Annotated in this window: 13 protein-coding genes; 1 reads left to right on the top strand and 12 read right to left on the bottom strand. The window is 59.9% G+C overall.

The genetic code is table 11. The features are described 5' to 3' along the window. Positions 1–88: 88 nt before the first annotated feature. Together NW816_RS04230 and NW816_RS04225 are read right to left on the bottom strand one after the other, a co-directional pair. Complete coding sequence (locus tag NW816_RS04230) at positions 89–2422, bottom strand: transglycosylase domain-containing protein (protein ID WP_414408343.1); 2334 nt, start codon at positions 2420–2422, stop codon at positions 89–91. 3 nt (positions 2423–2425) lie between these two features. After that, positions 2426–4336 carry a serine/threonine-protein kinase gene (locus NW816_RS04225; protein WP_414408342.1) on the bottom strand — a complete coding sequence of 637 codons (1911 nt, stop codon included), beginning with the start codon at positions 4334–4336 and terminating at the stop codon, positions 2426–2428. A 131-nt stretch (positions 4337–4467) separates the two neighbouring features. Here NW816_RS04225 and NW816_RS04220 point away from each other — a divergent pair, with 131 nt between their 5' ends. After that, on the top strand, positions 4468–5385 hold the full coding sequence (locus NW816_RS04220; protein ID WP_414408341.1) for a histone deacetylase: 918 nt from the start codon (positions 4468–4470) through the stop codon (positions 5383–5385). A gap of 11 nt (positions 5386–5396) precedes the next feature. Here NW816_RS04220 and NW816_RS04215 read toward each other — a convergent pair whose 3' ends face one another. The 10 genes from NW816_RS04215 to trpA form a co-directional block, all read right to left on the bottom strand. After that, the gene (locus tag NW816_RS04215) at positions 5397–6116 is read right to left on the bottom strand and encodes a PP2C family protein-serine/threonine phosphatase (protein ID WP_414356370.1); all 720 of its coding nucleotides are present in this window, start codon (positions 6114–6116) and stop codon (positions 5397–5399) included. Then, complete coding sequence (locus tag NW816_RS04210) at positions 6116–7852, bottom strand: ABC1 kinase family protein (protein ID WP_414408340.1); 1737 nt, start codon at positions 7850–7852, stop codon at positions 6116–6118. The genes NW816_RS04215 and NW816_RS04210 overlap by 1 nt, the downstream gene beginning before the upstream one ends. Continuing rightward, entirely contained in the window at positions 7849–8160 is a 312-nt protein-coding gene (locus NW816_RS04205; protein WP_011432579.1) for a DUF6825 family protein, read from the bottom strand. Before NW816_RS04205 ends, NW816_RS04210 begins: the two co-directional genes overlap by 4 nt. Positions 8161–8302: 142 nt before the next feature. After that, positions 8303–9028, bottom strand: coding sequence for a phycobilisome rod-core linker polypeptide (locus NW816_RS04200; RefSeq protein WP_414408339.1), 726 nt, complete (start codon positions 9026–9028; stop codon positions 8303–8305). 57 nt (positions 9029–9085) lie between these two features. Continuing rightward, a complete protein-coding gene (locus NW816_RS04195; protein WP_414408338.1) occupies positions 9086–9727 on the bottom strand; it encodes a HEAT repeat domain-containing protein in 642 nt (213 codons plus the stop codon). Between the two features lie 64 nt (positions 9728–9791). Further along, positions 9792–10562, bottom strand: a complete 771-nt coding sequence (locus tag NW816_RS04190) for a HEAT repeat domain-containing protein (RefSeq protein ID WP_414408337.1) — start codon at positions 10560–10562, stop codon at positions 9792–9794. Positions 10563–10635: 73 nt separating this feature from the next. Continuing rightward, entirely contained in the window at positions 10636–10905 is a 270-nt protein-coding gene (locus NW816_RS04185) for a phycobilisome linker polypeptide (protein WP_414349914.1), read from the bottom strand. Positions 10906–11225: 320 nt separating this feature from the next. Further along, positions 11226–11714 carry a phycocyanin subunit alpha gene (locus NW816_RS04180; protein WP_011432574.1) on the bottom strand — a complete coding sequence of 163 codons (489 nt, stop codon included), beginning with the start codon at positions 11712–11714 and terminating at the stop codon, positions 11226–11228. Between the two features lie 140 nt (positions 11715–11854). Next, positions 11855–12376 (bottom strand): phycocyanin subunit beta, encoded by a 522-nt coding sequence (locus tag NW816_RS04175; RefSeq protein WP_304411987.1) that lies wholly within the window; start codon positions 12374–12376, stop codon positions 11855–11857. Between the two features lie 468 nt (positions 12377–12844). Then, the gene (trpA, locus tag NW816_RS04170) at positions 12845–13660 is read right to left on the bottom strand and encodes a tryptophan synthase subunit alpha (protein WP_414408336.1); all 816 of its coding nucleotides are present in this window, start codon (positions 13658–13660) and stop codon (positions 12845–12847) included. Between the last annotated feature and the right edge of the window lie 10 nt (positions 13661–13670).

Genomic DNA, 13670 nt, shown 5'->3' with positions numbered 1-13670 from the left:
ATCTAAAAAAACCAACTTCATCCTCTTTCCTCTATAAATTATTCTCTCTATCCTAACATAAGATCAACACGACCTAGCCATTTTCGAACTATTGAATGACTTGTCTCATGTAATTTCCCCAAGTTTGAGCGGCTATGCTGCTGCTTCCTCGTGTTGGGCTAGAGTCATCATTGCCCAGCCAAATGCCGGTCACCAGGGGAGGGTTGGGCGTGTAGCCGATAAAGAGCAGATCCTTGTTGGCGGTGGTGGTGCCGGTTTTACCGGCTTCTCCAATGCCGAGCCGGGCAGTAGTACCGGTGCCGGAGCTGATCACCCCTTGCAGTACGGTTGTCATCTGTTGGGCGACGGTTTCTGGTAAGACAAGTCGCTGAGAACGGGGATCCTCCCGACCAGGGTAAATCTCACGGCAGGTGCGAAAGTCGTTGGGGTTGGCGCAATCGCTGCTATCCAAGATGCGGCGGATGGTGTGGGGCCTTGACCAAAGGCCACGATTGGCAAAAGGAGTGAAGGCTGCTGTCAACTCCAGCAAGTTCACCTCCATTGTGCCAATCACCATAGAAGGATAGGGTTGCAACGGCGATTGGATGCCCATTTGCCGGGCCGTCGCCACCACTTGCTCTAGACCTACTTGTTGGGCCAACCGCAGGGCAATCACGTTTTCGGAGAGGATCAGGCCGCGGGCCAAATCCATAGGGGCCGATCCCGAGCGACAGCCCCGAAAGGTGAGGTTGCCCCAGGTGAGGGGCTCGCAAGACAACACTTGGGAGAGAGGGATCCCCTGGGTGAGGGCAGCCGCATACGTGAACACTTTGAAGGTGGAGCCCGGCTGCCTTTGAGCTTGGGTAGCCCGGTTGAAGGGGCTGGCGTTGTAGTCGATCCCGCCCACCAAAGCCAGCACTTCACCGTTGCGGCTGTCGAGACTGACCAAAGCGCCTTGGCTGAAGCCCAAGCGGGATCCGGACTCGCGCACCGTTTGGGCCAGGACTTGCTCTGCCAAACGCTGGTAGGGCAAATGCACCGTGGTTTCGATGATGAAGTTGCCCTCTGCCGAGAGGTCTTGGCCCAAGAGCTGCCGCAGCTCCTGGAAGACGGCACTGTAAAAGTAGGGAGCAACTGTCGAGGTTTGGGAGCGCAAATTGGGGTTGAGGGTGAGGCGACTGCGCCGGGCCCGCCGAATCTCCTCTTCGGGGAAGACTTTCAGCTCGCTCAGGCGATCCAACACCCGATCCCGGCCCCGAACGGCGGCATCATAGTTGGCGACAGGGTTAAAGGCATTGGGCGCGGGCAAAATGGCCGCCAGAGTCGCAGCTTCGGAAAGGCTGAGCTGGCGGCTTGGGATCCCGAAATAGAACTGGGCAGCAGTTTCAAAGCCGTAGATGCCGTTGCCCAGGTAAACATTGTTGAGGTAGAGAGCGAGGATTTCGTCTTTGCTGTAGCGCTGTTCCAGCTTCAGGGCGGCGACGGCCTCCCGCAGCTTGCGCCCGAAGGTGTTGCCGGAGCCGGTGTAGTCCCGCAGCACGGTGCGGGCCAGTTGTTGGCTGATGGAGCTGCCCCCCTGCTGCACTTCCCCCGAGCGCAGGTTCACCCAAAAGGCGCGGGCAATGCCCAGCAGATCCACCCCAAAGTGGGAGTAAAAGCGGTGATCTTCAGCGGCGACCACCACCTTGGGCAAAATCGGCCCAAAAGCTTCCAGGTCGGGCAGCTCCCGGTAGGTGTCCCCCTGATGGCGGCGCAGCTCCGTCTGCTGATCCCCGGCCAGGACGATCAGGGGGTTGCGATCTGCGGAGAGGGGTGGCTCCACTGAGAACTTGCTCCACTCATGGCCGATCCAAATCCTCGCCCCCAGCCCCAAGACCACCATCAGGATGAGGCAGCCGCGCACCCCATACACCTGTGGTGGGGGTGGATCCAGCACTTGAATCCAGACGCTCTCCGGATCCCGAGGCGGGCCAAGGCTCAGTTGCTGGCCATGCCGCAAGATCACCCGGCGCACCCGCTCGACACCACCGAAGGGTTTGAGGCGGAAAACGCCGTTGGTCGAGTCTTGATCTTCTAGCTGGTAGCGACCGGCATTCCACCCCAGCCAGTAGAGAATAGGGGGCAACGGGATCCGCCAACCCAGACCGGGCAGGCGCCAATCCGGGCGGGGATGGATGTGGGCGTGGAGATGGCTCACCGCGGGGGCAGGGATGCGAATGGTGGCCACCGTCTGGCTGCGACCGAGAATGTCGGATCCCTTCAGGGCAACCACCTGGGGGGGCTCTCCTGGGCAGGTAATCCGCAGGCGCACCGGGCGCTTGGGGGGAGGAGGTTCGGGGGGTTTGAGGAGAGCTGTAGGCCCGACAGGGAAAGGCCTCGCCAGAGTTTTGAAGAGGCGAGCGACGGTGCTCAACAGCGGCTTTTTGTCTTCAGAAGCAGACATGGCTCAGTCCCCCCGCAATTCGCGCGCACGGCGCAGCAGCTCCTGCATGGTCTGGCCGGGACGAGGGCCGCCTGCTGCTGAATTGAGGTTACGGGCCTTGGGAGGCTGGGCAACAGGGGCAGTCGGGGGCAGGGTGGGAGGGGAGACAGGAGAAGGGGGTGGAGCACCGCTGGGCAGCGCGGGATCCCAGAGGGCCATGTAAAGGTGACCTTGGGCGCTGCGCTCGATCACGCCGGCCCAGGGGCCAACGCGGAATTGTACCCGCTCGGAACGCCCCTCGCGCACGGCTCGCAGTTCCCGCTGCAGTTGAGCAGGCAAGGGGGCTTGCAGCATATCCTCCAAGAGGCCTTCCACTTGCGGGGTGGGTACGCCAGCGGTGACGGTGGCTTCGGTTTGCCGCAGGGCCAGACTGGATGCGTCGTAGAGCAGGCCCAGGTTCACCCCGCCAAGGCGATACAGGTCATACACGGTGTTGGGCCAAGCACCATGCCCCTGCTGGTTGGGGGATCCCAGGCTGGCTCGTACCGTCTCGCGGGAAGTCTCCAGGGGAAAGGCGCGAAACACCGGCTCGCTCCTGTTGTAGGGTTCCAGCTCCGGCGCGGGATCCCGCCGTCCGTTCTGCTCTGAAGCCAAAACAAGGGGCTCAGGGACAAGCTCCCCAGGCATAGGATGGACATTCTCTGGGGCAGTGGAATCTGCCACTGCCGGACGAGATCCTGACCCGGAAACAAGGGGAGCTGAGGGGCGCTGGAGAAACCGTCCCCATCCCCAACTCACCAAGGTCAAGCCCAGCAACCCGCCCATTAGAAGGGGAATCAGGCGCACCCAAAGCAGGGATCCCCCGTTCTCGACCTCGGCGACCGCCGTCAGGGGCCTGAGCCGCAGAGTACCTGATGCGGCCAAGGGCGGCGCAACAGCAGTGGGGTCTCCAGAAAGTGGGCCAGAGGCAACACTTCCAGAGGAGATCAGCGGAGATTGAAGGGCAACGGTCTCTGGAGATCCTTTTTGGGATCCCTGTGCTCTGGCTTGAATGTGCTCCAGCTCCGTCAACACGTTAGCCACCGATTGCGGGCGGGCGGCAGGATCTTTGGCCAGGCAACTGAGGATCAAGTCGGATAAACCGGCGGGCAGCGCGAACTTCAATCCCAGGTCTTCCAGAGGAATGGGGCGGCGCTTGTGGTGGGCCTGGTACCAGCCCGGGAAAGATTCGGTGGTGGGCTTGAGGGGCATCTCCCCGGACACCATCTGGTACAGCATGATCCCGAAGCTGTAGATGTCGGAACGGACGTCCAGAGGGGATCCCTCCAGTTGTTCTGGGGAAGAATAGGCCAGCGTTCCCAGGTAGGCATGGGTAAAGCTCAAAGATTCATGGCTATTGAGCAGCTTGGCAATGCCGAAATCCACCAGCTTCGCCAGTTCCCCAAAACTGTCATCGGCCACCACGATCACATTGGCCGGCTTCAAATCGCGGTGGATCACCTGTACCCTTTGCCCTTCCATGAGGATCCCCTCGTGGGCCGCCTTTAACCCCAGGCCAATTTGGCGGGCCAGCCGGAAAAAGCGCTCCAAAGGCAAAGCCCCCGCGGCCAGAATATCCTTGAGGGTCTTGCCGTTCAGGTATTCCATCACATAGAAGGGCACCTCATCGGGGGTAATACCATAGTCATTGACTTTGACAATGTGCAGGCTTTTTTGGCCCAAAGCCGCGCAGGCTTTCGCTTCCCGTTCAAAGCGCAGGCGGGTGCGCCGATCCATTGCCGGCTGGGAGAGCAGCTTGACGGCCACTTCCACCCCACCAAAGAGCAAATCTTGAGCCAAATAGACTCGCCCCATGCCTCCCTGTCCCAGCAGATGTACGAGTCGATAACGCTGAGCCAAGAGGCGACCCAAAAAGGGATCCGACGCAGTAAACATAGGGAATCGCGGCGGTACAGAGAACAGGTTTGCAAGCCTCGCGAAGGGATCCGGCAGGAGCGGGCTACCTCTACCATAAGCACTGGAGCCGTTATAGGCCATGCTCACCGCCGTCAATTCGATTGCCCTTGATGTCTTTGCCAATTGTTTACCACCCCGACTACAGTGCCCCCCTGCCGCCGGGCCATCGCTTTCCCATGCCGAAATTTCGCCTCTTGCAAGAGCTGCTGCTGCGGGAAGGGGTGATCCGCCCCCAGCAAGTGCACCACCCTGAGCTGCCCCCTCTCGCCTGGATTGAGTCGGTACATACCCCTGAGTACGTCAGGGCCTACTGTGAGGGATCCCTGGAAGCCAAATTGCAGCGGCGTATCGGCCTGCCCTGGAGCCCAGAGCTGGTACAGCGCACCTGTCGAGCGGTGGGCGGCACCATCCTGACTGCCCAATTGGCCCTGCGCCATGGCTTGGCCTGCAACACCGCCGGTGGCACCCACCATGCCTTTCCCGGCTACGGCTCTGGGTTTTGCATCTTCAACGACCTGGCCATTGCCGCCCAAGTCTTGCTGCAGCAAGGGCTAGTGCAAAGGCTCTTGATCGTGGATCTGGATGTCCATCAAGGAGATGGCACTGCTTGGATCTTTCGCTCCGAGCCGCGGGTGTTCACCTTTTCCATGCACTGCGAGGCCAACTTCCCCGCCACCAAACAACAGAGCGACCTGGACGTGCCCCTGCCAGTAGGCATGGAAGATGAAGCCTATCTCCAGACCTTGGCCGACCACTTGCCCGATCTGTTGGCTCAGGTGCGCCCCGATCTGGTGTTCTACGATGCCGGTGTGGATCCCCACGAAGAAGACCTCTTGGGCAAGCTGGCCCTCAGCGACCAGGGGCTGTTTCGGCGAGACATGCAGGTGCTGAATACTTGCCTAAAGCAGGGCTACCCCGTCGCCTGCGTCATCGGCGGCGGCTACGGCAAAGACCTCGACCGCCTTGTGTATCGCCACTCCCTGCTGCACCGAGCGGCCAGCGAAGTGTACCGCCAATACCGTCTCTAGCCGGGGGCAAACTAGGCGTATTCGGCAATCACTACTGTGATGTTGTCTCGCCCGCCCCGCTCTTTGGCCGCCTCGATGAGCTTTAGGGGAAGTTGCTCCAAATCTTCCACCTGCAGGCAATACTCGATGATCACTTCGTCGTCTAACTCCTCCGTCAGGCCGTCGCTACACAACAACAGGCGATCCCCCGGACGCACGGTAATCGGCTGCACAGAAGGCGGCCCCGCATCAGGCCGGCCCAGGCAGCGCTCGAGAATATGTCGCCAAGGGTGAATCCGGGCCTGCTCATAGGTCAGCTCCCCCAGTCGAATGGAGCGAGCCACCAAGGTGTGATCCTCTGTCATTTGCTGCATCTCGGATCCCCGTAGGCGATAGAGGCGAGAATCACCGATGTGAGCGCTCCAGCAGTTGTCATTGGGATCCACCATGGCCACCACCACCGTAGTGCCCATGTCTGCCCGTTCTGGATTCTCCCGCTGATCCTTGAGGATGGCACTGTTGGCCGCTTCTACGGCTTCGCTGAGCAACCGGGGCGCCGGCACGTTTTTCCAGCCTCGATCCAGATATTCCCGGATGGTCTCGACGGCCAACAGGCTGGCTGTAGCCCCAGCAGCATGTCCTCCCATACCATCGGCAACAATAAAGTAGCGTCCCTCCGGATCGCAGTAGTAGGCATCCTGATTGCTGCTGCGGAGCTTGCCGGGATCCGTAGCGCAGGCATATCGTCGCATCACATCAATCGCTCTGACCGATTCAACCTTAAGAGTACTCTGAGTAAAGCAAGAGCAGCGAGGGCAGCCAAAACCAAAGCGATAACCGTTAAGGTAGCATGTCCGGCCAAAAAGAGCTGAGTTGCGCTCAAAAAAAAGGCCGCAAACAACACCCCGTAAATGACTCCCAGCCCGGTGTTGTTCAGCTTGCGCAGCAAGCGCTCCGTCTCGCTGGATCGCACCCGCAGGCGCAGCTCCCCTTGTTCCAACTTGCTCAAGGTCAATTCGATCCGGCGGGGCAAACTGAGACTGCTGCTGGTGAACTCAGCCGCTTGACGGCCAACCTGGGCCAAGAGGGTCTCGGTCTCGCTTCCGTTCAAACTCATCAGCTCCTCCGCAAAGGGTTTGGCCACTTCCATAAAGTCGAACTCCGGATCCAGCCCCTTCCCCAGCCCCTCCAACGTGGTCAGGGCCCGCATCACAAAGGTGAAGGTAGCCGGAAAGCGAAACGGCTGATCGTAGGCCAGCTCGTAAAGGTCTTCGCTAATGGCCGCCACCGAGATTTCTCCCGAGTTGCTGGAAAAGGGTTTGTCCATAAAGTGATCCAGCATGTACTGCACCGAGCGGCGCACCGGAGCCAGATCGGCGGTGGGCACCAGCACCCCCAGTTCCACCAGCGAGGCCACCACCTGATCGGCATTTTTGGAGACCACACCTGCCAGCGTGCCCATCAGCTTTTCTTTCACATCGGAGCGCAGGCGGCCCATCATGCCGAAGTCGTAGAAGATCAACGTGCCATCGGGCTTCACGGCAATGTTGCCGGGGTGGGGATCGGCGTGAAAAAAACCATCCTTGAGCAGTTGCCGCAGATAAGCCTCTGCCCCCAGACGAGCCAAAACCTTGCGATCCAGCCCCGCCGCGCTCAGGGCTTCGTAATCGCTGATTTTGATCCCCGGCAGGTATTCCAACGTCAACAGGCGAGGAGAGGTGTAACGCCAATACACTTTGGGAACAGCAATTTGCGGCATATCCCGAAAGTTGCGACGGAAGGTATCGGCATTGCGGCCCTCATTGAGGTAATCCACCTCTTCCCAGAGGGTGCGCCGACACTCTTCGTAGATGCCGATCCAGTCCCGGCTTGGCCCACCCCAAGGGGTGCGATACTGAAAGAACTCGGCAATCCCACGGCAGATCTCCAAATCGATAGTGAACAGCCGGGTCAGCCCCGGACGCTGCACCTTCACCACCACCTCTTCCCCGGTTTTGAGCTTGGCGCGATGCACCTGCCCCAAGCTGGCAGCGGCCAAAGGGGTGGGATCAAAGTAGCTGTAGATTTGGGTTATCGGCCTGCCCAGCTCCTGCTGCACAATTGCCGCCACCTGTTCGTAGCTGAAAGCAGGCACCCGATCCTGCAGCTTGGAGAGCTCCTCGACATATTCCGGGGGGAAGAGATCGGCGCGGGTGGAGAAAAACTGCCCCACTTTAATAAAAGTAGGGCCCAAGTTGAGCAGCGTTTCGCGGATCCAAATGGCTCTGGCCCGGCGGCGCTGGGCCTTTCGCTCGGGCGTGGGTTGTCCCCCATAGCTCCAAGCCTGCTGATCCAGCCAAAGGTAAAACAGCCAGGTGAGCACAAATCGCCAAATGTCCAGCATGCGGCCCTGGCGAGTATAGTTCTCCCGGGCCCAGCGGTAGGCGGTATAGGGCTTGACGGGTTGTGATCCCAAAGAAGTCCGGGATCCCAAAAGGCTCGCGTTCAAGCGTTTCGACTCCGGTACTTCTGCAACTCGGAGCGCAGCTGCGCCACTTCCGCCCGCAAGTCGTCCAGAGTTGCCTGCAAATCTTCTGTCTGGAAAGGAGGCGGCACCCTTTCCTGGGCGGCCATGGATGCTTCTGCCTCAGCCCGGGTCATGACATCCTGGGCAAAGGTTTGCCAGCCCTCCTGCAGCTCGGCCCACACCTTGCCCACTTCCCCGGCAATATCGGTGAGGGCGCTTTCCAAACGCTCCCGTAGGACATCCGCCACAGCCTTGCCGACAAAAAAAGCCTGCACAACCGGATTCTTCATGCGACCCAAGTGTTAAGAAGCATCACCAGGATTATAACGAATCTTGCCCCAGGCACAGCGGCAGGCCGACCCATCCGAACAGCCTCGGATCGATCGGCCCGGCAGAGCCCGCAAAGGGTTGTCCCCGGAAGCTTGCCCAGTCCTAGCGGCGGCTGGTGGTCATGTCCGGGATCTTCAGATCGAAGACGCTGATGTTTTGCCGCGCTGCCGGCTTGGGATTGAGCATGCGGGCCATGTTGAGGAAGTTTTCTGGATCCCCGGCTTTGGGAGGACGGGTGAGACGATAGGTGCGCACCACTTCCCGCGTCGAGCGCTTCACGCCGGAGACATCGCGCCAACGGGCTCCATAGCGGGGGGTCACCAGGTTGGCGGGCTTTTCCGACAGACGACGGCGCTGGTAGGGCACCACATCATCCCCAAAGGCAGCATTGTACTCTTCACTATCCACCACGGCATCGATAAAGCCATCCAGCCCCTTGGTGGCAACGATGATGGAGTACTTGATGCGCTCCTGTTGGCTGTAGGTGGGCCGACCCAAGAAGCGCTGGAAGGTGACTTCAATAAAGCGGTAGTTGTCGTTGGGAACCATGACCAGATCCCGGTACACCTCCGACTTGCCCAGGCCGCGCACAAACTCTTTGACCGAGATCGCCCCGTTGCGCAACTGGGATTCCAGAGCTTTTTGCCGATAGCTCTCCAGCATCAGATGCTCGCTGAAGATCTGGCGATAGGCAGCGCGAATGATGTTGTCGATACCTGTCGGGTCGTCAGGACGGTAGACGGGCGGGGTTTCGTCGCTGGGCACAAAGTAGCGAGGCACCCGCTCATTTTGGGTGGTGGGGCGATCGGCAAGCAACGGAAGAGACATAGGTGGTGCTCCTGAAAAAACGAGAAAAACCGAGAAAGACACACTAGAGCAGAGAAGCTAAGGCTCGGCAGCCAACTCCTGCCGGCTCATCTGGACGCGGAGAGGGATCAGAGGATCCGCATCTTCCAAGGCCATCTGGAGCGCAGCCTCGGCTGAGGGTCGCAGGGACTGTTCACCCTGGAGAGCCAAGTCCGTCAGGGATCCGACGGCGGCATAGCGGACTCCCCAATCGGCATCGGCAAGGCATTGCCGCAACAGGTGCAAGGCTCGCTCTTGATCGGGCAAGGGCCGCTTGGCAGCCACCCGTCCCAGCCCGCGGGTCGCCGCCCGCCGTACACTGGGGGCAAAGTCCGCTACAATGGCTTCCGCCAAAAAGGGGTAGGCATCCCCATGGCCAATACGGGCCAGAGCCCGCACCGAATAGGCCCGCGCCCCATAGTCAAAACCGTCAATATGGCTCAGCAAGGGCTGCACCGCGGCTTCCCCAAAGCGCAGCACCTCCTCCAGAGCAGCCTCCCCAACTGCAGGGCGATTAAACCCAAAGGCGCGAATTAAGATGGGGATCCCTTCCACTTGGCCCAAAGCGCCCAGCGCCCTCACCACCCGCAACAATTCCTCAGGCGACGTGGCCTGCTCCAATTCTGCTGCCAGTTGAGCCACAGCAATGGGAAACGCTTGAGCAGCCGAGGCGGAGGACATAGGCAACGAATAGTCAAAGGTACACTTGAAACCGCTGATCAAAGGCACTGAGCGCCTCAGGATCCTAGAAGAGCTTCTCCAGTTGCGGCAGGATCACCGCCGTCACCTGAGCCAGCGGCACCCACCCCAACTGAAGCGCCACATCGAACAGCCGCTTCAGAGCATTGATGCGCAGGTTGAGAGCCACGTCGGCTGTGGCCAGCAGCGGCGCCCCCGCCACCCATCCCGATTCGGCCAGGTCGAACAAAGCGGCCTGTCGTAGGCTGGAGTTGGAGTGGGCCAGTAGCGCCACCAGGATTTGGGTCAGCTCCTCGGCTTGCGTAAAGCGATAGAGCACCCAAGCCGCTGCCGAACGCACCCGCTCAGAGGGATGGTTCAAAAAGGGCCGGATCGCTGCCTCAGCCTCGGTGGCCTGAAGCTGACCCAAGGCCTCGATAAGGGCTTCCCAGGGCTGCTCCTGCTCGCGGGACTGCAACAGTGCCAGCAAGGGATCCACCGCTCGCTTGTCCCCCAATTGAGCCAAGGCATAGGCAGCCTCTTCCCGCACATGAAAGTCGGTACAAGTGAGCGCCTCGATCAAACCGGGCACGGCCCGCGCATCCCCGATTTGCCCCAGGGCCTTAGCGGCATTGCGGCGCAGAGGATAGCCCCCCAAGGCAGTGCGATCCCGCTCATCCTGCAACGCCAAAAGCAGCGGCTCTACCCCCCTTGGATCCCGAACTGTGCCCAGGTACCAGGCAGCATAGTACCGATCTTGCAAGTCATCCCCTTGCAGCCGGGCTATCGCCTGCTCCCAGCTAAGCTGCTGTGGCAGCACCGCCGTGTTGGATGCCATACGAACCGTTGCAGAGCTGTTCATGACACCTGGGCAACCTTGCCGGTAACTTCAGTTAGCCGTCGAGCATCCCTTACTCAGCAGCACCGTTGTCCTGAGCAGGAGAGGCATTGGCTCCCGACAAGGCAGTGACCTGCACGATTTTGCCACCCATCCGCAGAATGCGCTGCATCTCGGCAGACAACCGACTGTAGGGGACGGTGGCGCTCAGGGTGCTGCGGCGAACTTTGGCAGAGGTGGCCAGAGCATCGGGAGGGTTGAGCAGGCCGGTGTACTCAACTCGGTAAACCCGGCTGCCGGCTTCTGTCAGAGCTTCAGGGCTGGTGGTGCTTTGACCGAACATCGCTTTCCCCAATTATTATCAGATTTCGTTTAGAGGACTGTCAGGGGCAACCAAGCGCCGGACAAGCTGTACCGGCTACTTTTGCGGGCCAGCCGCGTTGCCACCAGGCAATGTCTAGAACCCAGAGGTTAACTCCCCCAGACTAGAGAGCAGGCGACTAACCCAACTGGCTCAAAGGGAGCCGAGGCGCTAAGCCAACCTAGAAACAGGTGGAATAGACCTCTCTGGAGCCGCCGCCTGCTCTGGAGAGATACACACTTGGAAGACGAAGAAAGAGATCGTCCCCTCCCAACAAGCGGGGATCTTTGCCCTGGGATCCCTTAGCTGAGGGCGTTGATGGCGTAATCGAAGTAGATGGCAGCTTCGTTGGCCGCTTGGCCGCTCAGCATGCCCAGAGCGCGGCTCTTCATGTACTGCAGAGCCACGATGTACCAGCTCGGAGAGAGGTTAAAGGAGCGGTTCACTTCCCGCAGCCCGGCTACCAAGTATTCATCGAGGGGGCCGGTGCCACCCGCAACCAGGGAATAGGTGATGAAGCGGAGGTAGTAGCCGATGTCGCGGGCACACTTGGCCTGAAACACATCGCCGTGGCCCATTTCACCCGGCTGGGTCAAGTAAGGGAACCTCTTGAACACTTCCTGCACCGCTTCCCGCACCAGGGTTTGCTGATTGTTGGTTAGGACACGGGCCGCTTCCAGAGAAGCAGCAGCACGCTGGTAACGACCATTCACGGCCTGCAGCTCGCTGGCATTCAGAAAACGCCCTTGATTGTCAGCGGCAGCAATCGCTTCAGTGATGACGGTTTTCACCTTGCAACTCCTAAATTCATCAATTGTGTTGTTAACGAACATTCTGTAGGAAAGGCGGACTGGATCTCCACCTGCCTATCAGAAATGAAGGGATCTAACCGATCTAAAAAGGGACGACTAAGCCAGCTTCGACCCAAAGCTCAAACGATGGCGGCAGCAGCCTTATCGAAGTAGCTGGCCACTTCGCTTTGCAGCGCAGAGCAGTCGCCAGGGGTGATGCCTTTCGGATCCATGATCTTGGCCAGGGCTTCTTTCTTCATGGCAGCAATGCCGTTGGCCACAGAAGTGGTGGGCACCCCCAGAGCAATGTAGGTTTCCCGCAGGCCGTTTAGGCAGCGATCTTCCAGCACAGAGCTATCCCCGGCCAAAGTGGCATAGGTGATGTAGCGCAAGATGATCTCCATGTCCCGTAGGCAGGCGGCCATGCGACGGTTGGTGTAGGCATTGCCACCGGGAGCGATCAGATCCGGCTCTTGAGCAAACAAAGACCGAGCTGCGTTGGTTACGATTTGGGCGGCGTTGCTGGTCATGCGGTTGACGGCATCCAGGCGCTTGTTGCCCTCTGCCACCAAAGCCGCCAGACGGTCAAAGTCTTGGTCACTTAAAAAGGCACCGCGTGCATCTGCCTGAGCGATCACCCGGGTAAAGGCGTCTTGCATGATGGATCTCCTTCTGGTCTTTCCAAAAAGCGATGAGCGACTGGCTGAACCTCCCAAAAGCCAAATCCCAAGCTTTTTTGCGGGATCCTCTTTGACCTCCAAAAACTGGGGATTCCGTGGCAGCAGGCTGCTCAAAACTACCCCCACCGAACCCCCCAATTTTTAGATAGGTCAAGAACCTCTGCGACTTTCAGACAGCCGAGCATCCAGCCTAATTTTATATCGCGGGAGGGATGAGTGTTTTGTGAAGATTTACAAACCCATCGATACCAAAATGTCTGCTTAGCCTGGGATCCCCCGACTGTGGGGCGCAGCAGGGGGGAAATGGGTCTACAGGCTGGCTTACGGAATGTAAACATTTGTTTTGAGATGGAAGCAACCTGAGTTGGCGCCCTCCTGAACAGAACTGACGTTCTCCCCACGGCTAAAGCTGGGGGATTTTTCCGCCGCTCCACGCTCCTCGCGCTTCGGTCAGCGCTCTGGAGGGGTCACCTCTTGCAGAGCCGCTTTGAGGGCTCGACAAAAGTGGGCTATTTGCTGCAGTCCCTCTTCAGGCGTGGGGGCTTTCGCCAGCCGTTGCACAAATGCGCTGCCCACAATCGCTGCATCTGCCCCCCAGAGGGCGATCTGGCGGGCCTGGCCTGGAGTGGAGATGCCGAAGCCCACCCCAATCGGCAGAGGGGTTTGTTGGCGCAGTTGCTGCAGCAAAGCCGGGATCCGCTTTTCCAGGGTGGCCCGTTCGCCGGTAACGCCGGTAGTGCTCACCAAGTAGACAAAGCCACTGGACTGCTGGGCGATGCGGCCCATCCGCTCTGGGGGGCTGGTAGGTGCCACCAGCAGGATGAGGTCGATCCCTTCGGCCTGGGCTGCTTGTCGCAGGGATCCCGCCTCTTCCAGAGGCAGATCGGGGACGACCAAGCCGGCACAGCCGGCCTGCCGCAGTTGATGCAGAAAGTTGGGGATGCCGAGCTGGTGGATGGGGTTGTAGTAGGTGAACAGGATCAGGGGGGCCTGCAGCGAGAGACAGCGCAAGCCTTGTAGAATGGCGCCCAAAGTGACTCCCCGACTGAGGGCGCGGGTGGCTGCCGCTTGGATCACCGGCCCATCCGCCAAGGGATCCGAGTAAGGTACTCCCAACTCGATGAGATCGGCGCCACTCTGATCCAGAACCTGCAAAGCCTCGAAGGTCGTCTCCAGGTTGGGATCCCCGGCGGTGAGGTAGGGGATGAGGGCTTTTTCGCCGCGGCTGCGCAGCGCTTGAAAGCAGGCTGTGATCCGAGTGGGCATGGGATCCATC

It is taken from the genome of Synechococcus sp. W55.1 (assembly GCF_047461655.1).
GTDB lineage: Bacteria > Cyanobacteriota > Cyanobacteriia > Thermostichales > Thermostichaceae > Thermostichus.
Note: the sequence above shows the minus strand (reverse complement) of the source record. Positions and strands in the feature narration are given on the sequence as shown.

Bases quoted from the DNA above. Each gene is read 5' to 3' on its own strand.
- NW816_RS04230 (WP_414408343.1), bottom strand. From the start codon at position 2,422: ATGTCTGCTTCTGAAGACAAAAAGCCGCTGTTGAGCACCGTCGCTCGC.
- NW816_RS04225 (WP_414408342.1), bottom strand. From the start codon at position 4,336: ATGTTTACTGCGTCGGATCCCTTTTTGGGTCGCCTCTTGGCTCAGCGT.
- NW816_RS04185 (WP_414349914.1), bottom strand. From the start codon at position 10,905: ATGTTCGGTCAAAGCACCACCAGCCCTGAAGCTCTGACAGAAGCCGGC.
- NW816_RS04205 (WP_011432579.1), bottom strand. From the start codon at position 8,160: ATGAAGAATCCGGTTGTGCAGGCTTTTTTTGTCGGCAAGGCTGTGGCG.
- NW816_RS04200 (WP_414408339.1), bottom strand. From the start codon at position 9,028: ATGTCTCTTCCGTTGCTTGCCGATCGCCCCACCACCCAAAATGAGCGG.
- NW816_RS04215 (WP_414356370.1), bottom strand. From the start codon at position 6,116: ATGCGACGATATGCCTGCGCTACGGATCCCGGCAAGCTCCGCAGCAGC.
- trpA (WP_414408336.1), bottom strand. From the start codon at position 13,660: ATGCCCACTCGGATCACAGCCTGCTTTCAAGCGCTGCGCAGCCGCGGC.
- NW816_RS04195 (WP_414408338.1), bottom strand. From the start codon at position 9,727: ATGTCCTCCGCCTCGGCTGCTCAAGCGTTTCCCATTGCTGTGGCTCAA.
- NW816_RS04220 (WP_414408341.1), top strand. From the start codon at position 4,468: ATGTCTTTGCCAATTGTTTACCACCCCGACTACAGTGCCCCCCTGCCG.
- NW816_RS04190 (WP_414408337.1), bottom strand. From the start codon at position 10,562: ATGGCATCCAACACGGCGGTGCTGCCACAGCAGCTTAGCTGGGAGCAG.